Annotated in this window: 14 protein-coding genes and 1 pseudogene; 2 read left to right on the forward strand and 13 right to left on the reverse strand. The window is 64.5% G+C overall.

Features of this window, described 5'->3' with window-relative positions:
* The first annotated feature begins 146 nt into the window (after nt 1–146).
* The gene (locus ACQBAT_RS13930; protein WP_420747452.1) at nt 147–4,514 is read left to right on the forward strand and encodes a glycosyltransferase; all 4,368 of its coding nucleotides are present in this window, start codon (nt 147–149) and stop codon (nt 4,512–4,514) included.
* A gap of 215 nt (nt 4,515–4,729) precedes the next feature.
* Nucleotides 4,730–5,665 carry a hypothetical protein gene (locus ACQBAT_RS13935; protein WP_420747453.1) on the forward strand — a complete coding sequence of 312 codons (936 nt, stop codon included), beginning with the start codon at nt 4,730–4,732 and terminating at the stop codon, nt 5,663–5,665.
* A gap of 386 nt (nt 5,666–6,051) precedes the next feature.
* Here ACQBAT_RS13935 and ACQBAT_RS13940 read toward each other — a convergent pair whose 3' ends face one another.
* The 13 genes and pseudogenes from ACQBAT_RS13940 to ACQBAT_RS14000 form a co-directional block, all read right to left on the reverse strand.
* Nucleotides 6,052–6,636 (reverse strand): hypothetical protein, encoded by a 585-nt coding sequence (locus tag ACQBAT_RS13940; RefSeq protein WP_420747454.1) that lies wholly within the window; start codon nt 6,634–6,636, stop codon nt 6,052–6,054.
* Between the two features lie 673 nt (nt 6,637–7,309).
* Nucleotides 7,310–8,665, reverse strand: a complete 1,356-nt coding sequence (locus ACQBAT_RS13945) for a glycosyltransferase (RefSeq protein ID WP_427197708.1) — start codon at nt 8,663–8,665, stop codon at nt 7,310–7,312.
* Nucleotides 8,662–9,843, reverse strand: a complete 1,182-nt coding sequence (locus ACQBAT_RS13950) for a glycosyltransferase family 2 protein (RefSeq protein ID WP_420747979.1) — start codon at nt 9,841–9,843, stop codon at nt 8,662–8,664. The genes ACQBAT_RS13945 and ACQBAT_RS13950 overlap by 4 nt, the downstream gene beginning before the upstream one ends.
* A gap of 156 nt (nt 9,844–9,999) precedes the next feature.
* Nucleotides 10,000–10,620: pseudogene (locus tag ACQBAT_RS13955) on the reverse strand (glycosyltransferase family 2 protein); the annotation flags it as partial.
* 827 nt (nt 10,621–11,447) lie between these two features.
* Nucleotides 11,448–12,686, reverse strand: a complete 1,239-nt coding sequence (wecC, locus tag ACQBAT_RS13960) for a UDP-N-acetyl-D-mannosamine dehydrogenase (protein ID WP_420747974.1) — start codon at nt 12,684–12,686, stop codon at nt 11,448–11,450.
* Nucleotides 12,687–12,764: 78 nt separating this feature from the next.
* Complete coding sequence (locus ACQBAT_RS13965; protein WP_420747973.1) at nt 12,765–14,621, reverse strand: glycosyltransferase family protein; 1,857 nt, start codon at nt 14,619–14,621, stop codon at nt 12,765–12,767.
* Nucleotides 14,622–14,674: 53 nt separating this feature from the next.
* A complete protein-coding gene (locus ACQBAT_RS13970; RefSeq protein WP_420747972.1) occupies nt 14,675–15,895 on the reverse strand; it encodes a phenylacetate--CoA ligase family protein in 1,221 nt (406 codons plus the stop codon).
* 51 nt (nt 15,896–15,946) lie between these two features.
* Entirely contained in the window at nt 15,947–16,786 is an 840-nt protein-coding gene (locus ACQBAT_RS13975) for an ABC transporter ATP-binding protein (RefSeq protein ID WP_420747971.1), read from the reverse strand.
* Entirely contained in the window at nt 16,783–17,985 is a 1,203-nt protein-coding gene (locus ACQBAT_RS13980) for an ABC transporter substrate-binding protein (protein ID WP_420747970.1), read from the reverse strand. Before ACQBAT_RS13980 ends, ACQBAT_RS13975 begins: the two co-directional genes overlap by 4 nt.
* 62 nt (nt 17,986–18,047) lie before the next feature.
* A complete protein-coding gene (locus tag ACQBAT_RS13985; RefSeq protein ID WP_420747969.1) occupies nt 18,048–19,109 on the reverse strand; it encodes a branched-chain amino acid ABC transporter permease in 1,062 nt (353 codons plus the stop codon).
* 3 nt (nt 19,110–19,112) lie between these two features.
* On the reverse strand, nt 19,113–19,985 hold the full coding sequence (locus ACQBAT_RS13990) for a branched-chain amino acid ABC transporter permease (protein ID WP_420747968.1): 873 nt from the start codon (nt 19,983–19,985) through the stop codon (nt 19,113–19,115).
* A complete protein-coding gene (locus tag ACQBAT_RS13995) occupies nt 19,982–22,000 on the reverse strand; it encodes an AMP-binding protein (RefSeq protein ID WP_420747967.1) in 2,019 nt (672 codons plus the stop codon). The genes ACQBAT_RS13990 and ACQBAT_RS13995 overlap by 4 nt, the downstream gene beginning before the upstream one ends.
* Nucleotides 21,993–22,937: an ABC transporter ATP-binding protein gene (locus tag ACQBAT_RS14000; RefSeq protein ID WP_420747966.1), complete on the reverse strand. Its 945-nt coding sequence runs from the start codon at nt 22,935–22,937 to the stop codon at nt 21,993–21,995. The genes ACQBAT_RS13995 and ACQBAT_RS14000 overlap by 8 nt, the downstream gene beginning before the upstream one ends.
* Nucleotides 22,938–23,037: the final 100 nt, after the last annotated feature.

A 23,037-nucleotide genomic window follows, 5' to 3' on the forward strand; every position in this document is an offset into this window, starting at 1 on the left:
CTGCACCCCAGCGACGACGACCGGCGCTTCCCTCATAGCGCCCCATCCTAAGAGGCGTCTAGGATGGCTCGGGGCTGTCAGGCACGACAAGGAGTTCGACATTGCATCCGGACGAAGTCAGGGACGCCCGCCAGCACGAGGAGCAGGTGAAGGCCGAGGTCACCGAGGACCCGGAGGGCCTCTACACCGAGCTCTTGGCGCTCCGCGGGAAGGAAAGGCTCCTCCGGGCCGAGGCCGACGCTCTGCGGTCCGAGCTGGGCAGGATCCGCAAGGATGCCGAGGCCAGGCCTGCACTGACCCGGCGACTCGGGACCGCGAACGCGGCCCTGGACGCCTACCGGGTGGAGAACCGGCGGCTCAAGGCTGACCTGGCCCGCTTGCGCCGGTCCCGCGCCATCCGTCTCAGCAGGGCTCTGACCAGGCCGCTGGCACCGATCCGCAACTTCGGGACGAACCGCCCCGGCTCGTCGGGCGCCGAGGCTCAGCCCGCCCTCGTCACACCAGAGACACCACCGTCGTCGGAGGACAAGACGCTCTGGGAGAAGAAACCATCGGAGTGCACCTACGACGAGCTCAAGCTTCGGCTCGACACCCGCCCCAGCACCGAGGCGCTGGGGCACGTCGTCAACAGGGCCTGGTTCACGCACGGCCTCATCGACGAACCAGCCGCCCTCCTCCAGGCATGGCCCGACCTCGCCGATGGCCTGACCGGTTCGGTCGCCGCCATCGCAGGCCGCATCCGAGGCGCCCGGCGTCTCGAGGATGTGGCTAACTGGATCCCGAAGCGATCCCCTGGCATCGCCTACATCGCCGAGCGCGATCGGCTGATGTACTGCGTGCACTCCACGCCCGTCTACAACTCCAACGGCTACTCGACCCGGACCAGGGGAGTCGCGGCAGCGCTGACGGCACAGGGCGTGGAGGTGCGCGTCGTCGCCCGCGCCGGCTATCCCTGGGACGCCCGCACCGACAGCCGTGCACCCGAGCTGAAGCGCAGCGTCACCACTCTGTCGGACATCGACTACGTCCACCTACCGGGGCCCCACGAGGGCCGGGACCCGCATGACCACGTGATCCAGCAGATGGCAGATGCCTTCGTGCGGGAGGCCCGCCTCTACCGGCCCTCGATGATCCAGGCCGCGTCGAACTACCGCACGGGCCTGGCGGCCCTCATCGCAGCACGACGGCTGGGTCTCCCGTTCGTCTACGAGGTCCGCGGTCTCTGGGAGCTCACCGAAGCCTCCGGTAAGCCGGGATGGGACGAGAGCGACCGCTTCCGGATCACCAAGACACTGGAAACGCTGGTCGCTCGCGAGGCCGACCATGTGCTGGCCATCACCGCAGAGGTGGCGGCGGAGCTCGTCCGTCGAGGTGTCGACGAGGACCGGATCTCGCTCCTGCCCAATGGCGTGGATCCCGATCAGTTCATGCCGCTCTACCCGGACCTCGAGCTCCGCAAGAGGTTCGGCCGCTCCCCTGCCGAAGGGAGCGAGCTGCCGGCCATCGGCTTCGCCGGCAGCATGGTCGCCTACGAAGGCCTCGACCTCCTGTTGCAGGCCTCCCAGATCTTGGTGGAGCGCGGCATCCCTCACAATGTCGTGCTGGCGGGGTCCGGCCCGGTCGAGCAAGATCTGCGGCGGACGGCGTCCGAACAGGGGCTCGACCACGTCACCTTCCTCGGCCGCCTACCCTCCGGCGCCATCCCTGCCCTGCTCAGCAGCCTCGACGTGGTGGTGTGTCCCCGTCGCTCGACGCTGATCACCGAGCTGGTCTCCCCGCTGAAGCCGCTTGAGGCCATGTCGACAGCCCGGGCGGTGGTCCTCTCGGACGTCGCTCCGAACCGCTCGATCGCCGGTGAGGACGGCAAGCGCGCCGTCCTCCACGCCTCCGACGACGCGACCGCCCTCGCCGACGCGCTCGCCCCTCTGCTGGAGGATGCCGACGTCCGCCGGGCACTCGGTCGCCACGCCCGGAGGTGGATCAGGCAGGAGCGGTCCTGGGCGGCACTGGGAGAAGATGCGCTGGCTGCGCACCGGGCGGCGGCGCGGCACTACGCGGACTCAGCAACTGAGTCCTTGCGCCTCTCGGACCTACGTGTGGCTGTCGTCGCTGACGAGTTCACGACACGGACGTTGGCAGCGGAGGTCCAGGTGACCTCGCTCGGGCGCACGACCTGGCCGGCTCAGCTCGACGAGGTGCAGCCCCACCTTGTGTTCATCGAGTCCGCCTGGGACAACCACGGGGAGTGGCACCGAGGCGTCGGCTACTACTCGACCGAGGAGCACGCGGACTTCCAGGCCCTGGTGGATGAATGCCGGGACCGGGGGATCCCCACGGTCTTCTGGAACAAGGAGGACCCGGTCCACTTCGACAGGTTCGTGCGTGCCGCAGCGCAGTGCGACCACGTCTTCACCACTGACGCCAACATGATTCCCCGCTACCTGGCTGCGGCGGAGCACACGCAAACCGCCTCCGCCCTGCCCTTCTATGCCGCGCCTTCGATCCACAACCCCCTGCCGGGCACCATGGAGTTCCGTGGCGGCACCAGCTACGCAGGGACCTTCTATGGGGACCGATTTCCGCAACGCAGCGAGGAGCTCGCGCGTCTTCTCACCGAAGCCGCTCCTTTCGGACTCACCATCTACGACCGCCAGGCCGACAACCCAGACTCCCCCTATGGTTTCCCCGCGCACCTCCAGCGGCACGTCGTCGGTGCACTCCCCTACGCGCAGGTACTGGACGCCTACAAGGCGCACACAGCCAATCTCAACGTCAACTCCGTCGCGGACTCTCCCTCCATGTTCTCCCGCAGGGTCGTGGAGGTCGCAGCCAGTGGCGCCATTGTCCTTAGTGCTCCAGGTCGAGGCATCACCGAGACCTTTGGGTCGGCCATCGCCTGCTCTGACAACCCCCAGGACTGGCGGGCCTGGCTCCGAGCCTGGACGAAGGACCCTGAGGCTCGCCGCCAGGAAGCCTGGCTCCAGATGCGCACGGTCCTGCGGTCTCACACGGCCGCTACCGCTCTGACGATCGTGGCCCGCACAGCCGGCGTCCCTGTCACCGCTACGGGCCTCCCTCCCTACGCCGCTGTAGTGGATGACACCACCCCGGCCATGCTGGACGCAGTGGCCGCACAAAGCGTCCTCCCCGAAGTGCTCTACGTCCCTGTGGAAAGTCTCGACGAAGCACGGCAGCACCTAGGCAATCAGGTGACAGTCCTCACGGACGACCCCAGCGATGGCCCATCTGACCAGGTGGTCCGCTTCGGCTCGCGACCCGACCGGACTACTGCCGAAGACCTTCTCCATGCCCTCTCCTGGAGGGACTGGGCATGGGTCTCTCTTGACGAAGGCGAGCCCGGCGATTTGCCATATGCCCGTCCTTCAGGCATATCTGCTCCAGTCAACGGCACCGTCTTGACGAACCACGCTGCCCATAACCTCGAGGGAGTCGAAGTCTCCCGGACAAGCACCCGCCCTCCGAGCCAGCACGATCCGGAAGTCCCAGACGATGGGGTGCCCTCCCTCGAGGGGACCCGGCTTCTCATCGCCGGACACGATCTAAAGTTCGCCGGACATCTCATCGATGCGGCCAAAGCCGCTGGTGCCACCGTCACCATTGACAAGTGGCAAGGTCACAACCAGCACGACGAAACGACCTCTAGGCAACTCTTACAGGATGCCGACGTCGTCTTCTGCGAATGGGGCCTTGGCAACGCGGTCTGGTACTCCCACCACCTCCAGCCTCACCAGCGACTCATCGTGCGCGTCCACGCCCAGGAACTTCGCGGCCCCTACCTACGCCAGATCGCTCACGACCGAGTAGACCACTTCGTCTTCGTGGGCCAAACCGTGATGGAATCCGCCGTTTCCAGCCATGGAATCACCAGACAAAAGTCTTCCCTGATCCCAAACGGCGTAGATGCCGAGAGAATGCGACTCCCCAAGCACCCTGTTGCGGCACACACGCTTGGCCTCGTTGGAGCCATCCCAAAATCAAAACGGCCAGACCTCGCTCTCGACCTCCTCGAGAGACTACGTCTCCACGATAACCGCTATATACTGCGCATCAAGGGCCACCGACCCGAGCACTATCCATGGCTCAGAGACAATGCGGAAGAATCAGCGTATTACGAAAGACTGACGGCACGAATCAAATTCCTTAACAGGAGACACCACGGCTCCGTTATCTGGGACCGGCACGGCAACGACATGGACAGTTGGTTCCAGAATGTTGGGATCGTGCTTTCACTTAGCGATCACGAGTCCTTCCACTACAGTATCGCGGACGGTGTCGCCTCGGGCGCATATCCGGTACTACTAACATGGCCGGGAGCGGATAACATTTACCCGCATCAGTGGCTGCACTCAGACTTAGCAGAAATCGCCCAAAGTATCAGGAACATGGGAAACCCCGAGGGAGCCCAGAACCTCCTCGCAAAGCATTCCCTCACAAGAACGACGCAAGCACTCCTAGGACTCCTGACGCCTTCCACTTCCCACGACGACGTATAGGCAGGATCTCATTGAACCACATTGCATTCTCTTTAGACCGACACACGACCACCGAAATAACGCTCCAAGCCCAGACGCCTACGGTGGACCACCCACTGCACTTCAAGTTCAGCGAACCTATGAGGGTACCCACTTCCTATGTTGGCCTAGCGGCCGCTGCTTTATGCGGCCAGGCTTACCAATCAATCGACCTAAACTTCCCGGTGCAGCAAGACGTGGCCGAAATCATCTCCCGTTTTTCGCAGGCTAACCTTAAGACAGGTGGAAACGAAAGCATCCCTGACAAGCCCCGAACCGGGCATCTCCTCAGTTTCAGCGGCGGATTCGACTCTCTCGCTGCCCTGGCACTTATGCCCCCCGACACACATCTGGTATCAATCGACTTCGGAGGCCACTTCGCGCGCGAGCGTGACTTCTTTAACGATTTCTCGCCCCTGGTCATTAGCACCAACATACGAACCACCCCTCTAGTTAATCACAGCTGGGCATTCATGAGCATAGGCGCCCTCCTGGCAAGCCACCACACTTCAGCGAAGTACCATTCTTTCGGCTCTATCCTCGCATCTAGCATAAACACACCCCCGCCGCCTGGAACATTCTCACTGATCCGAGCCAGCAAGATGATCGGCGCTGACTACGTCCGCGGGATCACAGAGGTGGGCACTGTCATGATCATTCTCCGACAATACCCACACCTCCTCCGCAAATCTCTGGACTCGCTCGCCTCGCCAGAGGACGAAAAAGCTGTCCGCAAACGTCTCCTTACGCTCGGCGTCGCACAGCGCTTGGGGCTAAACATCGCCCTATCCCCAAAGGATATCACTCGAAAGCGCCCCCTCAAATTCGGCAGCACGTTTGCGAATGACTTCGTTACCTACTACATCCTGAAGCACTTAGGAGAACTAGCTGCCGGTAGACACTTTTCGGGTCTTTCTCCAGACACCCAGGAACTGGTAGAGGGGATGACGCTTCGATTCATGGAATCCTACAACCCTGACTTTTACGAACATTTCCCAGCCGAACTGCTGCCAAGCCTATATATGAGGGCAGCAACCTTCGGATTGCACCCCTACACGTCACAGGACTGGACCGAATTCACGGAGATAAAGGAACGTCTGCTGAGCCTCCATGAGAAGCATCGGGACGACTAAAGGCGCGCAGCCATGTCTAGAGTGACCATTGGAAGGATACTGTGTATTCGCGGCGCTCCTCGCCCATGACCCCAGACGTCTCGAGCCGGATCCATCCCAACTTCGCCGCCTCAGTACCCCCACCCCTACCCCAGGGAGTCAACCTAAAACCGAAACTAGTAACATTGGGCGGGAGCTTAACCGCCTTCGAGACCTCTGACACACCGCTTCGCGCTCCTGGCAAGTAGACGAAGTTGCAGGACAGCTCTGACGACCAGAAGACACCTTCGTACGGCTCAGGGTAGTCGATGCACAACAAAACAGACTTCTCAGACAGACCCGAGCCGTCCGTCCCAACTACAAACATCGCCTCGGACGCGGGGAAGGGCAAACCAATTCTTTGAAATTCACCAAACTTCGTCACTGTCAACCTCCACCAAATTGAGCATCAAACCGACAGACTCACATACCCGTCCCAGTTCGCCGGCCTTTTGAATCCCCTCGACGCTCCGGACGGGGATCAACAACTCCCGCGCGTCGAAATCTTCCGCGAACAACGTTCCGACGGCTACCAGCGCCGTCACGTAGGACGCGTATGATGCCAACTCCAGGAGGAGAGGAATGTTCGACGAAACAAGGCAGTCCCGAGTCGTTGAGAGGCTCCCATGAAATTTACCCGAGTGCAGCAGTCGGAGCTCTGCCAGATCCGGGTCACCTAGGGCTAGTTCATCGCGAACACCTTTCGCGCTCGGCCCAGCAGATACCAGCAAACGTCCGCTTCCAGTCGGGATATCCGCCGGTTGCCACTCAATATTGCTTGGAGTAATGTCGAAGTTGGACAGATCTCGGAGGAGAGACGCAGAAAGCGGGAACAGCGGTGAGGCCGTTTCAAGGGGCCCACTACTCAAGTCCAGAAATGGCAGGGCGCTGGCCACACTCGACCTGAATCTGTTCATCTTAATCGGCGACACGTCCACGAAGAGATCTGACACTGCGGGATAACCGTCATATTCGCCCGGGGATGCCCTCATCGACGTTCGCCGAAAGCGATCCGTTGCAACCGATACTTTCACCCTACTGCCCTTTCCATAACCACATCCAGGTGCACGTTACCGTCAGCGCCCAAAGTTCTTGAGAAGTTGAAACTCGCGTCACCGCAGCCTCGACCTTCAACCGAGGTTGCTTCTCGGCCCGAGCCTGTCACAGCTACCGCAGATACTGTAGCCTCTATGGCACGAACCGCCCGGGCCGTCGAGTACTCAGCTTGCCCCGGGACACTAGCACTGGTCGAATCCCATTTCGTGATGTGAAGGTTCGGGCTGCGTTGCACGTCTGCCAGTTCACGCCAAGTAAGTCCGTCGACAGTAATCTGAGCGAAGAACACACCGTCGAAGTTGGCTTCAACTATCTCCCGGACCCCAGCACGCTCACGCCACTTCCGGGCCTCGGCCTCCTGGGTTGCGATCAGCACCGTCCTGCGCGTCACAAGAGAATCGGGTAGCAGCGCCACCACAGCATCATGGTCAGCTTGGCTCGGCTTCCGTGCCATCTGGGACTCACGTCCCGACTTCACGTTCTCTTGGATCTCGTGAGGAGTTAGCCCTGCGCTGAGCCAACGCGCATTCAACTTGGCACCCCGCCCCTGAAAGGCCGAGTCCAAGGCCGTCACCTGTCCCTCGTGCACACGCCGGACATTAAGGACCTCCCCCGAGTGCCTGAGCTTGATGCCTGAACGAACCATCCGCAGAGCCAGGTTGTTGTCCACAGCAGAACTGAAGGATTCGTCATAGCGAAAAGCACGAAGAACATCGGTCCGCACCATCCACTGGGATGTCCCGCAAAACCACCTCGCATCGAGGCACCTAAAAGCGTGGGAAATGGATCCTGCCAAGACACCAACTCGCCTGACAAGTCCGAGAACGTCACGAAGCTTCCTACGCACCCGTGTTCCCCTGCGCGAATAGAACCCAGCGAAGCTTCCAACCGCCAAGGTGGCATGATGTCATCATCGTCCATGACCGCGGTAAAACGTCCGGTGGACATATCGAGAGCCCGGTTCCGTGCAGCGGAAATCCCAGCCCAGTCCTGGGGTACGTACTTCAAACGCTCATCCCCGAAACTCTCCACCACCAACCGAGTACGATCATCCACAGGGCCATCCTCAACCACGACCACTTCAAAATCCTGGACCGTCTGGCACAGAACCGAAGCCAAGGCCGTCTCTAGAAGTTCCGGACGCCCCCGTGTAGCGATGGCCACAGTCACCAGTGGCCCTGCACCGACCCCCCCCTGAACAACGTTCCGGACGACACTCTTATCATGCAAGAAGAGGACTCGATTTGCGTCATACTCCTTAGCGAGTTCGGGATCCGTCTTTGCCAGAATTCCTGGACGCTCATGCCATACGTGGTACGCGCGAAGACCCCGCGCGCCGACCCAGTGAATAGGATAACCGACTGCTCGAATGCGGTTCGAAAAGTCATTGTCCTCGTATCCGTACGTCTTCATGCGAGCTTCATAACCGTTAACCAGCTCAAAGGCGAATCGAGGGAAGAACAGCATCCCCACTCCCCACCTCGGGTTCAACTTCGAGTGTCGGTCATAGAGAGCCCAATCATGGTCTCGTTCTTGAACCATATCTACCGTAATGTCGGGACCCATAAATTGGCACTCAAAGGCAACGGCGTGTCGATCATCAGCCAAGATTCTCTGTACCGTCTGATCTATAGCGCCCGGACTCCAAATGATATCTGCGTCTGCGCCTAGCAGAACTTTCCCCCCTGCGGCCGCGAAACCTGCATTCAGGGAAGCGGACCTAGACCAATACCCAGCTTGAGTATAGACCACGCGAGCGTCGAACTCACTCGCCACATCTTCGGCAATATTGGGATCATCAGAACCATAATCCGAGACAATTATCTCGTGCGGAACAGTCGTGCTCGCTGCTATCGACTGGATTGCCGCTCGCAGCCGCAGGGGGTCGCGGTTTCGGAATGGTATAACTGCCGACAGTAGGATCATGCCCCAATCTCCCTTGGCGCAATGCGCATAGTCACCTGATTCTGGCCCATCTCTCCGTCCGGGTGGAATGTCTCGATATAGACGCACCACACCCCTCCGTCAGTTAGTTCCATGGACGCAGATACGTGGTCGAAGATGGAACGCCAGAGTGGATCAACTGAGTCCCCAAGCTCGGGCGACTCCTTCGAATCCTCTGCTCGAACTCCCCATTTCGTGATGTGAAGGTTCGGGCTGCGTTGCACGTCTGCCAGTTCACGCCAAGTAAGTCCGTCGACAGTAATCTGAGCGAAGAACACACCGTCGAAGTTGGCTTCAACTATCTCCCGGACCCCAGCACGCTCACGCCACTTCCGGGCCTCGGCCTCCTGGGTTGCGATCAGCACCGTCCTGCGCGTCACAAGAGAATCGGGTAGCAGCGCCACCACAGCATCATGGTCAGCTTGGCTCGGCTTCCGTGCCATCTGGGACTCACGTCCCGACTTCACGTTCTCTTGGATCTCGTGAGGAGTTAGCCCTGCGCTGAGCCAACGCGCATTCAACTTGGCACCCCGCCCCTGAAAGGCCGAGTCCAAGGCCGTCACCTGTCCCTCGTGCACACGCCGGACATTAAGGACCTCCCCCGAGTGCCTGAGCTTGATGCCTGAACGAACCATCCGCAGAGCCAGGTTGTTGTCCACAGCAGAACTGAAGGATTCGTCATAGCGAAAAGCACGAAGAACATCGGTCCGCACCATCCACGTGGGATGTCCCGCAAAACCACCTCGCATCGAGGCACCTAAAAGCGTGGGAAATGGATCCTGCCAAGACACCAACTCGCCTGACAAGTCCGAGAACGTCACGAAGCTTCCTACGCACCCGTGTTCCCCTGCGCGAATAGAACCCAGCGAAGCTTCCAACCGCCAAGGTGGCATGATGTCATCATCGTCCATGACCGCGGTAAAACGTCCGGTGGACATATCGAGAGCCCGGTTCCGTGCAGCGGAAATCCCAGCCCAGTCCTGGGGTACGTACTTCAAACGCTCATCCCCGAAACTCTCCACCACCAACCGAGTACGATCATCCACAGGGCCATCCTCAACCACGACCACTTCAAAATCCTGGACCGTCTGGCACAGAACCGAAGCCAAGGCCGTCTCTAGAAGTTCCGGACGCCCCCGTGTAGCGATGGCCACAGTCACCAGTGGCCCTGCACCGAACCCCCCCTGAACAACGTTCCGGACGACACTCTTATCATCCCCATATATGGCTCGGTTTCTGTTCAATGCCCTAGCAGCCCAAGGGCGAGTCTTCGTCGTTTGGCTCAGGGGCTGATGCCAAACATGGTAAACTTTGGAGATTGAGGGATCGCTCCACAGGAACGCAGCCCCCTCTTTTTGGAGGCGGGAGCAGAAGTCGAGGTCCTCCACGCCGTAGACCGATAGCCGTTCATCATATCCTCCAACCGAGATGGCCATTTCTCGAGGGAAGAGCAGTACCCCGTTACCCCATCTAGAGTGCAGGTCGCTGGAAACAGAGTAGTCGTCCAGTCTTTGCGCGGAACGTGCCGGCTCGGTGAGGATCTCTTCGGTCAGTGTAGCCGGTAGGTCGCGAGTCTGAAAGGCTAAGGTTGCGGGAGGTAAATGGTCCATCATAGTAACGGCTCGTTCTACGCTACCCTCCGCCCAGAGCATGTCCGCATCGCCGCAGAGGACCCACCGACCCGTGGCAGCCCTCAACCCAGTATTCATGGCTCGAGGCTTCGTCCAGTGGTTGGATTCGAACCTGTGGTATGTCGCCCCAGCCTCTAGCGCTGCCTCTTGGACGCCATGTTTGTCGATGCTCCCGCAATCCACGACGTGGATTTCGGCACACAGGCTGCCGACAGCCCTCCTAAGGCTAATCGTTGTCATCGTAATTCGAGCTGGGTCTCGGTCCCGGAAGGGGATTATTACCGAAATGTCAGGGCGGTTAGCCATGAGGCATTTCACAATCTTGTGCTAGCGATACGTTAGGATATATTTGTTCGATAGATGCCGAGTAGACACATTCGATCTTAGGGTAGGCACTGGGGAAGAGTTTCACATTAATGCCAAGTTGTGCTGAAGCGATCCCCAGATGAAGTCTGTCAGTCCATACTTCTGAATGTTGCGCCAACCGATGATATAGCGGCCTTGGGTCGGTGAATCCGTCACCTATGAGGCTGATGTCTTCATTCCCAGGGACTTCTATTCCCGGCCGCGCACTCTCCTTGTCGTCACGGAAGGCCCTCAGACTTCCTCTCGGAGAAGGTTGCACCTCCCGCCAATCTGTGCAATGGAATGCCATATCGTGGCAGAAGCGAGCAGTTGGCTGGTTCTCCATCGAATAGGTCGTGTCGCGCGCATAGAGGGTGAGCTTAGGATTGTTTAGGTTCTCCGTTTCTCCGGCCCCATAGGTGGTAGGTAGGACTGTGAGGTGTTGGACGTGCGGCAAGAGCGCTAGAACGAGTTCGGGCGTTGTGTGCCAGTAGCTGCACCATCCACCGCCACCTCCTATCACAACATGGGACTCCTGAAGGTCGTGCTCGAACAGCCATTCCCTACGCAGCTCGCGATACTTGATTCCGTAGAATCTGAAGAAGCTCCGTGTGCCTGCATTGATGATTGAATCTCCCCAGTTCCCTGGCGAGGGGCAAAATATGAGTGTTTCGGCCTGGGTTTTCAAGTCGTCAGCGAGCTCGTTAAAGTGAGCGCGGAACGCACGTGGAAAGTCCATCACATTCAGTACCGACCAGGACTAGCGAAGCCGTCTGAGTTGGGGGGGTTCATCGCCATGCTCCGCGTGTATCTACGATCGGCACCGACCACTGCCTGAAGTTCGCACTTTTGAACTCTCGGTGGTCAACCAGGAGAGCCACGACATCCGCCTTCTCCAAGGCATCCTCAAGCGTGACCAGGGAGATGTTGCTGTCCTCATTCAGCTGCGCCGGGAGCTCGTCGACGTTGGGCTCGACGGCCAGGATGGTCGCGCCGGGCACTCGCTCGGCGAGCTGCTTGGTGATGTCCAGCGCCGGGGACTCGCGCATGTCGTCGATGTCCGGCTTGAACGCCAGACCGAGGGCGGCGATGACCGGGTTGTCCTTGCCCTCGATGTGGGAGAGGACCTGGTTGATCACATACTCCGGCTTGCTGTCGTTGACTTCGCGAGCCGTGCGGATGATGCGCGCCTGCTCGGGGACCGAGGAGACGATGAACCACGGGTCGACCGCGATGCAGTGACCGCCGACACCGGGGCCGGGCTGCAGGATGTTGACGCGCGGGTGCTTGTTTGCGAGTTCGATGAGCTCGAAGACGTCGATGCCGAGCTTCTCGGCGATGATCGACAGCTCGTTGGCGAAGGCGATGTTGACATCGCGGAACGAGTTCTCCGTCAGCTTGGCCATCTCGGCGGTGACCGCATCAGTCAGGTGGATCTCGGCCCGGCAGAAGGACTGGTAGAGCTCCTTGGCTCGGACCGCGGCCTGCTTGGTCAGACCCCCCACGATGCGGTCGTTCTCGACCAGCTCGACCATGACGCGACCGGGCAGCACCCGCTCGGGGCAGTGGGCTACATCAACGTTTGTGGGGTCACCCTCGGCGCCGGTGGTCAGCTCGGGGCGGGCCGCGGTGATGCGGTCGGCGACGTGCTGGGTGGCGCCGGGCGGGGAGGTCGACTCGAGGATGATCAGCTCGCCGCCCTCCAGGTGCGGGATGATCTCGTCGGTCGCGGCGTCGATGTAGGTCAGATCGGCCTTGTAGCCCTCGGCGAAGGGCGTCGGCACGGCGATGATGTAGACATCGGCCGTGGGGGTGTCTTTCTGCGCGGACAGGAGGTCCTGGCTGACCGCCGAGGCGACGTAGGCGCCCAGGTCGGGCTCGACGAAGGGCACCTCGCCCCGGTTGACCGCATCCACGTGCTTGTCGTTGACGTCCACCCCCAGGACCTTGTAGCCGTGGCTAGCGAGGATGGCTGCCGTCGGCAGGCCGATGTAGCCAAGACCGATCACCGCAACGCTCTGAGTCATAACAACCTTCTGTGATTTCAAGGGTGAACCTGCTCGACTATAGCGCGCCGTTTTGCTTTCTCTCCGCCGCCACGACCCTCATACGAAAGCGTGCATTTCCGACGTGCCGTAGGAGATGACTTGCCCGTTGGCCAGCAGCTCCAGGTCGCTGGCGTCCCAGGTGTGGCCGGTGGATCGACGGACCTGGATGAAGTTGAACCGGTCCGACGAATAGATCCGGCCACCGGACCGAATCACACGTCCCAAGAAGTCGGTGTCCTCGCCGCGGGTGCGCGCGCCGAACCGGACCTCCGTCCCGACCGAGCGCGGCATGAGCAACGTCGGGCCCATCACCAGGTCGGTGAAGCGGTGCTCGCGCTCGGGGAAGCGGACCATCAGGGCTCCGCTGCCCTCCAGCAGCATGTGGTGCGCCTGCTTGCCGACCACCTGGGCGCCGGAGTAGTCCAGGGCCCGGCGCTGGTCAGCGAGGTAGTGCGGGCCGTACAGGTCGTCGTCGTCGAGCTTGGCGACCAGCTCACCGTCGGCGCGAGCGATGCCCAGGTTGAGGCACTCCCCCAGGGTCAGCCCGGAGTCGGCCTCGACGACCACGAGGTCCCCCAGGCCCAGCGCGGCCGCCTTGGCAGGCAGGTCCCCCGGGGCGCTGAAGCCGTGCGTCACCAGGACCAGCTGCGGGTCTACCTCGAGCTGGGCCGCGACGCCGACCAGGACGTGGTCGAGCTGCCCGGGGCGGTTGGTGGAGCAGACGACCGACACCGTCGGCTCGGTGCTGCGGTGCCGCTCCAGGCCGACCCTCGTCAGGAGGTCGTCGACGCGGTGGCGGTAGGTGTGCTCCGAGAGCACCGTGCGGGCGGCCCGGTGGGCCAGCCGCTCGCGCCACTGGTCGTTGCGGACCAGGGCCCGCAGCGCCCAGCGGGCCTCCTGCGGCTCGGTGACGGTCACCATCTCCTCGGGGCCGAAGACCGCCTCGATCGCCGGCGTCGGGGTGGACACCACCGGGGTGGCGCAGGCGCTGATCTCGAAGAGCCGGCGGGGGCACATCGTGCGGCTCTCCGGCACGGAGGAGACGTTGAGGAAGACCTTGTAGTCGCGGTAGGCGGTGAGCATCTGCCGGTAGGACAGCTCGCCGAGGACGCGGTCGGCCAGCTCGTCGGGGAACTGGTAGCGCTCGTCGGTGCCCAGGAATCGCGAGAAGATCTCCAGCCCACGCTCCATCCGCGGCGAGACGTCCCTGGCCGCGCCGAGCAGGAGGTCCATCTGCTCGCGCCGCTCCGGGAAGCGGTGACGGTAGTACATCCCCCCGAAGGCGATGTCCCGGGAGGCCCCGGCCCGCAACCGGACCGGGTTGTGGATCCAGGACGCGGCCGCGAACGGCATCGTGGCGACCCGGTCGTGGCCCAGCCGCTCCACATACTCAGGGACCTTGCCGGCCTCGGTGGTGAGCACGTGGTCGAAGAGGGCCGCCGTGTCCAGGAAGTCCTCGAAGTGGACCGGGTCCTCCTTGTTCCAGAAGACCGTCGGGATGCCGTGCTCGCGGCAGTGGGCCACCAACTCCCTCAGCTCGGGCCAGGGCGCTTTGGAGCCGGTGAGGGCGTACTGCCACGACCCGGAGTTGCCGTTCCACGCCGACTCGACGAAGAGGAGCTCGATCGGCCGGTCGGCCAGCTGCTCCCGCCAGGTGGTGCGGCCCAGCTCCAGCTGGTCCCACTCGAACTGCAGGCACAAGCGGGTGAACTCGTCGGCGATGATCCCGACCCGCAGTGAGCGCCGCGGGGGACGCTGGGGCAGCTCCCAGGCCGGGATCGCCGTTGCCGGTTCGGCCCTGGCCGCCGGCGCAAGCCGCGGCAGGCGGGCGCGGGCCCGGTGCGTGCGCCACTGGGCCACGCCACCCTTGCGCAGGTGCCACACCTGGGTGCGCAGCGACTTCACGATCGACATCGCCGGAGGATCCATCCGTTTCTGGGGCAGGGGACGGCCCCAGGGTATGCGGCTCAGCTCCAGTCGCGCCGGTCGACCATCGGCCCCTCGCCCTCGCCGAGGTCGTCGACGACCTGGACCTCGGTGCGGAAGCGCAGGCCCTCCCGGATCCGGGTCGCCAGCGAGGAGGCCAGCTGCTCGGGGGCGACGGAGCCGTCGGCCACGACCAGGCAGGTGAGCTGGTCGACGTGGTCGGCGCGGTCGATGACGAAACGGCAGTCCCGCACGCCGGGAGCGCCCTCCATCACCGAGGTCACCTGGCGCGGGTGCAGGAACATCCCCTTGACCTTGACCGCGGCCCCGACCCGGCCCAGGACCCCCTTCAGGCGCGGGGAGCCGTCCGGTCCGAGCATCCAGGCGGACAGGTCGCCGGTGCCGAAGCGGATAAGGGGGTAGTCCTCGCGGAAGAGGGTGACGACCACCTCGCCCTCGGTGCCGTCGGTGAGCGGCTCCCCGGTGCCGATCGCGCACACCTGCACGTCCACGCCCTCGGCCAGCACCAGGCCGTTGCCGGGCTCCTCGTCGGCCGGCTCCCAGGCCAGCAGCCCGGTCTCGCCGGTGCCGTAGGCCATCCGCACGTGGGGGACCCGCTCCATGAGCACCTCGCGCAGCGAGTCCGGCAGCGGCTCGGCCGTCACCAGCGCCCGCTCCAGCCGCCAGCGGTCCGCCGGCAGCCCGGCCTTGTCGTAGTGCTCGACCAGGGCCTTGAGGTAGGACGGCAGCCCGGTGTAGGCGGTCACACCCAGGTCGGCGATAGCGCGGGCCTGCAGCTCCTGGTTGCCGATGCCGCCGGCGACCACCGAGGCCCCCACCGCGTGCGCCCCCTGCTCGAACATCGCCCCCGCCGGGGAGAGGTGGTAGCCGAAGCAGTTGAGGACGATGTCGCCCTCCCCCACGCCGAGGTCGCCCAGCGCCTGCCCCCAGCGCCAGTCGGCCCCGACCAGCTGGGGCTCATACAGCGGCCCCGGGGACTGGAACCAGCGGGCCACCTGCGCGTCCGGGGCCAGCAGGCCCCCGTGCGGCGGGTCGGCCTGCTGGCGCTCCACCAGCTCGTCCTTGGACAGCACCGGTAGTGCACTTAAGGACGGCGAACCGCATACCTCATCGACGTCCGTGCCCGCCTCGGCGAGCCGGGCGGCGAAGCCGGGCACGCGCTCGGCGGCGCCGCGCACCACCTCGGCCAGCGCCGGGGCGAGCCGCTCGGCCCGCTGTCTCAGGGCAGCCTCGATCGACATGGGTCCTCTTTCCAAGCGTTTAGGGGTATGCGGTAGCGGACGTGGGTGGGGTCAGAGCCAGCGCTTGCGGCGCCGGTAGTGCTTGACGTCCCGATAGCTCTTCCGGCTGCCCTCATCACCCAGGCCGAGGTAGAACTCCTTGACGTCCGGGTTCTCCCGCAGCTCGGCCGCGGGGCCCTCGAGCACGATCCGACCCTGCTCCATGATGTAGCCGTGATCGGCGATCTCCAGGGCGCGCCGGGCGTTCTGCTCGATGACCAGCACGGTCAGCCCGTGCTCGGTGTTGAGCCGCTTGATCCAGCCGAAGATCTCCTCGACCAGCAGCGGTGCCAGCCCCAGCGACGGCTCGTCCAGCATGAGCAGCCGCGGCCGGGCCATCAGGGCCCGCCCGATGGCGAGCATCTGCTGCTCGCCACCGGACAGGTATCCCGCGATCCGGGCCCGCATATCGGCCAACTTGGGGAAGAACTCGTAGACCTGGGCCAGGTCGTCGGCCGTGTCCTTCTGCGTGTAGGCACCGGCGATCAGGTTCTCGTGCACCGTGAGGTGCGGGAACACGTGCCGGCCCTCCATGCACAGGCTCATCCCGTTCTTGACCCGCTCGGGCGGGTCCATCCGGGTGACGTCCTGCCCATCGAAGAGGATCGTCCCGTCGGTGACCTCGCCGTGCTCGCTGGGCAGCAGTCCGGAGACCGCCTTGAGGGTGGTGGACTTGCCGGCCCCGTTGGAGCCGAGCAGCGCCACCACCTTGCCCTGGGGCACCTGCAGGGACAGGCCGCGCAGCACGAGGATCACGTCGTCGTAGATCACCTCGACGTTGTTGAGCTCGAGCAGCGGGCGGCCCTGCCCGGCGGGTGCCGTCGGCTCGGCTTCGGTCACCGGGGTGCTCATGGCGTGGCGCCCGCCTCGACCTCGACCATCTCGCCGTTCTCGACGGTGTAGATGCCGCTGGCGCTGGTGCCGCGGTGGGAGTCGCCGCTGAACTCGACCTCGCCGGTGCCGATCAGGCCGCCGGTGTCGATCGCGCCCATGGTCTCCAGCGCCTCCTTCAGCGCCGCGCCGTCCAGCTCATCGCCGTCCTCGAGCACCTTCCGCATGCCCTGGGCCATGACGTCCATGACCGCCCAGCCCTGCACGTAGGAGACGGTGACGTCGCTCTCGGAGACGTTGTTCTCCTCCATGTAGGCCTTGATGTTCTCGTGGCCCGGCTTGTCGGAGGTCAGCGGAGCGAAGGGCTGGATCAGCATGTGGCCCTCGGCCGCGGAGCCGGCCGCGGTGATGAAGCCCTCGTGCGCGCACCAGTTGAGGCAGACGATCTTCATGTCCAGCCCCTGCTCCTCGATGTCGCGGGCCACCTGGGCGGCCGGCGAACCGACGTTCTGGATCACGATGTACTCAGCGCCCTGGGAGCGGGCCTGGCTGAGCTGACCGACATAGTTCGGGGTGCCGGCGGGCATCGCGTAGGACTGGTAGCCCAGGTCGTAGCCCTGCTCCTCCACCCACGCCTCACCGTCGGCGACGGGCGCCTGGCCGAACGGGCTGTCGTGGTGGAAGACGGCGACCTCGGCGTCACCGCCGGAGTCCTCGTTGATCCAGTTGAGCGCGACGCGCATCTGGTCGGAGTAGGTCGGGGCGACCACGAAGTTGTATGGCGTTTCACTCGGGTCGACGAGGGACTCGGCGAAGGAGCCGGACATGAAGGGCAGCTCGTCGTCGGCGACGCGACCCTCGAGGGCCTCGGTGTCACCGGTGCCCCAGCCCTGGATCGCGACGACGCCGGCGTTGACGTACTGCCGGTAGAGGTCCTCGGCCTGCGGGACCTCGTAGGCGTAGTCGTTGGAGCGGGCGTCGATCTCGCGGCCCTCGATGCCGCCCTCGCCGTTGAGCCAGTCGATGTAGGCGAGCATGCCCTTGTTGTAGGGGGTGCCGACGTCGCCGGTCGCGCCGGTCAGGTCGGCGATGATGCCGACCCCGATCGGGCTGTCGTCATCGCTGCCGCCACCGCCGTTGTTGCCGCAGGCGGACAGGGTCAGGGCCGCAGCTGCGGCGAGGGCGAAGGTCCGGCCGAGATAGGTGCGGGTGGTGCTCATGTGCTTCTCCTTGGTGGTGTGGCGCAGGCGCCGGTGGGGTGAGTTCGCGGGCGGCGCCCGGGTCAGTAGCGGAAGGGCCAGAAGCGGACGTAGTCCTTCAGCCGTTGCCAGAGGCGGGCCAGCCCGCGTGGCTCGAAGATCAGGAAGACGATGATGACCAGACCGAAGGCCGCGACCTGCAGCGCCGGCAGCTGTGCCGACAGGAAGGGCATCGGGCCGCGGAGCTGGTCGGCGACTTCCCGGATCAGGACGGGCAGCAGGGTCATGAAGATCGCGCCGTAGACGGCTCCCTGGATGCTGCCCAGACCCCCGACGATGATCATCGCCAGGTAGAGGATCGAGATGTCCAGGGTGAACCGCTCCCAGGTGACGATCTCGTTGTAGTGCGCCATCAGCGCACCGGCCAGGCCGACGAAGGCCGACGACACGGCGAAGGCGGTCAGCTTGGCGCGGGTCAGGTTGACGCCGATGGCCTCGGCGGCGATGTCCTGGTCCCGGACGGCCATGAAGGAGCGGCCGAGCCCGGTGCGGAACAGGTTGCGGGCGGCGAGCACCGCCAGCACCGTGATCGGCAGCAGGATCCAGTACCAGGTCTGCTCGAAGATGGCCCGGTCCACCCGGAAGCCGGCGACCTCGAGGCGGTCGACGTTGATATAGCCGCGACCCTCGGTCAGCCAGCCCCAGCGCCGGATGATGAACTCGATGATCTGCTGGCTGGCCAGGGTGGCGATCGCCAGATAGAGACCTTTGAGCCGCAGGCCCGGCAACCCGAAGAAGGTGCCGACCACCGCGGTCATCAGGACCGCGATCAGGATCGAGATCGGGACGGGCAGCCCCATCCGGTCGGACAGGATCACCGAGGTGTAGGCGCCGACGGCGAGGAAGCCGCCCTGACCCAGCGAGATCTGCCCGGTGTAGCCGACCAGGATGTTCAGCCCGACCGCGCCGATGACGGCGATCAGGATGCCGTTGGCGACCGAGAGCCAGTAGTTGTCGAGCACGAAGGGCACGACGACCAGCAGCACGGCCATCAGAGCGAGGCGGAAGTACTCCGCCCGGGTGGCGCGGGGGCGCAGCTCGGACTCATAGCTGCGGTGGTGAATACCGGTGGCGGTGGCAGCCATGGGTCACACCCTCTCGATCCGGGTCTCGCCGAAGATGCCGTAGGGCCGGACCAGGAGGATCACGACGAGCACGACATACGGGACGACGGTGGCCAGGCCGGGATCTAGATAGCCGGCCGTGAACTGCTTGAGGAGCCCGATCGTCAGACCGCCGACGATCGTGCCGGGCACGGAGTCCAGGCCGCCGAGGATCACGACCGGGAAGACCATCAGCCCGAAGGCCGCCAGGTTCATGTCGACCGCGGTGACGTCGGCGAGCAGGACACCGGCGATGAGCGCGCTCACCGCGGCCAGCGCCCAGGAGAGCGCGAAGATCCGCCGCACCGAGATGCCCACGGTCATCGCCGCCTGCTGGTCATCGGCCACCGCCCGCATCGCGATGCCGTGCCGCGAGCGCTGGAAGAAGATCGTGAAGACGGTCAGCACGATCGCCGCGACCAGGATGATCACCAGCCGGTTGATCGGCAGCGTGGTGCCGAGGAAGCTGATCGAGCCGCGCGGCAGGATCGGCGGCATCGACCGCGGCTGCGGGCCGTAGAACATCTGCACCAGGCCCTTGAGCAGCGAGGACAGCCCGATCGTGACCATGATGATGCTGATCGGGTTTTCGCCGATCATCGGCCGCAGGATCAGCCGCTCCACGAGCACACCGATGATCGTGGCGACGATGACGCCGATCACGACCGCGGCCACCAGCGGCAGCTGGAAGATCACGAAGGCCGTGTAGAACATGTAGGCGCCGACGAGCAGGAACTCGCCCTGGGCGAAGTTGATGACGCCCGTGGCCTTGAAGATCAGCACGAAGCCGAGCGCGGCGAGCGCCAGGATCGCGCCGTCGGCCAGGCCGTAGGCCAGGAGGTTGATAAAAGTGCTCATCGGCGGCCACTCCAGACGGGACGTCGACCCCGACCAGCGGGGATCTCGTAGGTGGTCAGGTCGAAGATGTCCAGGTCCAGCTCGCGCAGCACGCTGCTGCCGTCCTGGTAGGTGATCCGGGAGGAGATGCTCACCCGGTCATCGCCCCGGCGCAGGGCGTCGATGATGTCGGCATAGCGCTCATCGATGACATTGCGCCGGACCTTCCTCGTGCGCGTGATCTCGTCGTCGTCGGGGTCGAGCTGCTTGTGCAGCAGCAGGAAGCGCTTGACGCGGATCGCCTCGGGCAGGTCCTCGTTGGCCCGGGTGAACTCCTCGGCGAGCAGGTCATAGACCTCGGGTTTGCCGGCCAGGTCCGTGTATGTCGTGTACGTGAGCCGCTCGTGCTCGGCCCAGGAGCCGACGGTGCCGGGGTCGATGGTGATCATCGCCGTCATCCCCTGGCCGGCCTCCTTGGGCCCGAAGACCACGGCCTCCTCGACGTAGGGGCTGAACTTCAGCTTGTTCTCGATGAAGGCGCTGGAGTAGCGGCTGCCGTCGGGGGCAGTCAGGACGTCCTTCTGGCGGTCGATGACGACCAGGTGGTCGTCCTCGTCCAGATAGCCCGCGTCCCCTGTATGCAGCCACCCCTCCTGATCAACCGTCTTCGCCGTCTCCTCGGGCTGGCGGTGATAACCACGGAAGACCGAGGCAGAGCGCAGCAGGATCTCGCCGTCGTCGCTGATCCGCAGGTCGGTGCCGGGGATCGGGACGCCGACGGTGTTGAAGGCGATGTCGTCGTCGCGGTGCACGACCGCGATGCCGCAGATCTCGGTCTGGCCGTAGATCTGCTTGAGGTTGACGCCGATGGCGTGGAAGAAGCGGAAGACGTCCGGGCCGAGCGGGGCGCCACCGGTGTAGGCGCGCCGGATCCGGGCCAGGCCGAGCTGGTCACGGACGGGGCGGGTCGCGACCTGGTCGGCGAGGAAGCGGATGGCCGCGTTGCCACCCTTCTTGCCCTGGACCCGGGCGCGGGCGGCCTTGTCTCCCACGTCATACCCCCACCCGAAGACACCGCGCTTGAGGCGACCGGCCTCGTCGATGCGGACCTGGACCTCGGAGAGCATCGACTCCCAGATCCGGGGCGGGGCGAACATCACGTCCGGGCCGATCTCGCGCAGGTCGGCGCGCTGGGTGGCGGCGTCCTCGGGGAAGGAGATCGTCAGGCCGCGGGACAGACCGCAGGCGACGGCGAGCATCTGCTCACCGATCCAGGCGAAGGGCAGGAAGGAGACGTAGCGGAAGTCCTTGGTGACCGGGTCGACCTCGGTGAGGTTGTCGGCCATGGCCAGCAGGTTCTGGTGGGACAGCTCCCCCAGCTTGGGCTTGGAGGTGGTGCCCGAGGTGGTGCAGATGATCGCGATGTCACCGGCGTCCCCGGCGGCGACCTGCTGGTCGTACCAGCCCTCGTGGCCCTCGCCCCACTCCCGGCCCGTGGCCTCGAGCTCGGTGAAGTCCATCAGCCACGGGTGGTCGTACTGCTCCAGGCCGTGCGGGTCGTAGAAGACGACGTGCTCGATGCGCAGCGGGAGCTCGTCGGCATCGGGCTCCTGACCGGAGGCGGCCAGCTCCTCGCGGCGCGCGGCCTCCAGCTGGCCCAGGCGCAGCAACTTGTCGACCTGCTCCTGGTCCTCGGCGACGACGACCCGCGCGCGGGACAGCGTGAGGATGTGGCGCAGCTCATCCCCGATCGAGGTCGGGTAGATGCCGACCACGGCGGCGCCGATGCTCTGCGCGGCCAGCTCGGCGATCAACCACTCGGGTCGGTTGTCGCCCAGCACCGCGACGATGTCGCCGCGCTCGACGCCGAGGGCAGCCAGCCCGTGGGCGGTGTCGCGGACGCGGTCGGCATAGCCCTTCCAGGTCAGCGGCTGCCAGATGCCGTAGCGCTTCTCCTGCATCGCCACGTCGTCGGGCCGGTTCGCGGCCAGGTCGACGAGCAGCCTCGGGAAGGTGTCGGCGGTGCGCTCAGCCACGGCTCTCCTCCTCCCGTGCGCGCTCCTCGCGCACGTGCTCCTCCTGGTGGGCGAGGGCCTCCTGGACGGCCTCGTCCATCTCGTCCGCGCCGAGATAGGCCTCGATGACGGCGGGGTCGACCTTGACCTCATCCGGCGTCCCGTCGGCGATCAACCGGCCGAAGTCCAGGACGCTGACGCGGGTGGAGATGTCCATGACGACGTTCATGTCGTGCTCGATCAGCACCACGCTGACCCCGGCGAGCTCGTGCACGTCGAGGATGTAGCGGGCCATGTCCTCCTTCTCCTCGGCGTTCATGCCCGCCATCGGCTCATCGAGGAGGAGCAGGGCCGGCTGCAGGCACAGCGCCCGGCCGAGCTCGACCCGCTTCTGCACGCCGTAGGCCAGCGAGCCGACCGGGTTGTGCCGGACCGCCTGCAGCTGGAGCAGGTCGATGACCTCCTCGACGAGGTGCCGGTGCTCGATCTCCTGCTTCTGCGCCGGGCCGAACCACAGCATCGAGGCCAGCACCGAGTGCTTCATGTGGATGTGCCGGCCGAGCATCAGGTTCTCCAGCACCGACAGGTGGGAGAACAGCTCGATGTTCTGGAAGGAGCGTGCGACGCCGAGGCGGGCGATCCGGTGCGGGGGCAGCTTGGTCAGGGTGTGCTGCCCCTCGGGGACGGGCTTGCCGTCCCGCTCTCTGCCACCGGTGTGGAGGCGGATCTGCCCCTGCTGGGGGTGGTAGATCCCCGAGATGCAGTTGAGCAGCGAGGACTTGCCGGCGCCGTTGGGCCCGATGATCGCGTGCACGTGGCCCTGCGTGACCGAGAAGGACACATCGGTGAGCGCCTTGACGCCCCCGAAGCGCAGGGCGATGTTGTCGACCTCAAGCAGCGGCAGCCCTTCGGGTCGGCTGCTGCCGTTCAGCGAGTGCTGATAAGCGCGGGTGAGCACAACTGGTCTCCACTCTGCGGTGCGTTCGACGGTGAACCACGGGCGAGCAGGTCGCCCAGAAGTGACACTAGGGTTTCACTATCTGAAAAGCAAGGGTTTG

Origin of the sequence: Ornithinimicrobium pulveris (assembly GCF_050261105.1) — a bacterium.
Lineage (GTDB): Bacteria > Actinomycetota > Actinomycetes > Actinomycetales > Dermatophilaceae > Ornithinicoccus.

Bases quoted from the DNA above. Each gene is read 5' to 3' on its own strand.
- ACQBAT_RS13990 (WP_420747968.1), bottom strand. From the start codon at position 19,985: ATGAGCACTTTTATCAACCTCCTGGCCTACGGCCTGGCCGACGGCGCG.
- ACQBAT_RS13970 (WP_420747972.1), bottom strand. From the start codon at position 15,895: ATGTCGATCGAGGCTGCCCTGAGACAGCGGGCCGAGCGGCTCGCCCCG.
- ACQBAT_RS13985 (WP_420747969.1), bottom strand. From the start codon at position 19,109: ATGGCTGCCACCGCCACCGGTATTCACCACCGCAGCTATGAGTCCGAG.
- ACQBAT_RS13980 (WP_420747970.1), bottom strand. From the start codon at position 17,985: ATGAGCACCACCCGCACCTATCTCGGCCGGACCTTCGCCCTCGCCGCA.
- wecC (WP_420747974.1), bottom strand. From the start codon at position 12,686: ATGACTCAGAGCGTTGCGGTGATCGGTCTTGGCTACATCGGCCTGCCG.
- ACQBAT_RS13965 (WP_420747973.1), bottom strand. From the start codon at position 14,621: ATGTCGATCGTGAAGTCGCTGCGCACCCAGGTGTGGCACCTGCGCAAG.
- ACQBAT_RS13975 (WP_420747971.1), bottom strand. From the start codon at position 16,786: ATGAGCACCCCGGTGACCGAAGCCGAGCCGACGGCACCCGCCGGGCAG.
- ACQBAT_RS13945 (WP_427197708.1), bottom strand. From the start codon at position 8,665: ATGATCCTACTGTCGGCAGTTATACCATTCCGAAACCGCGACCCCCTG.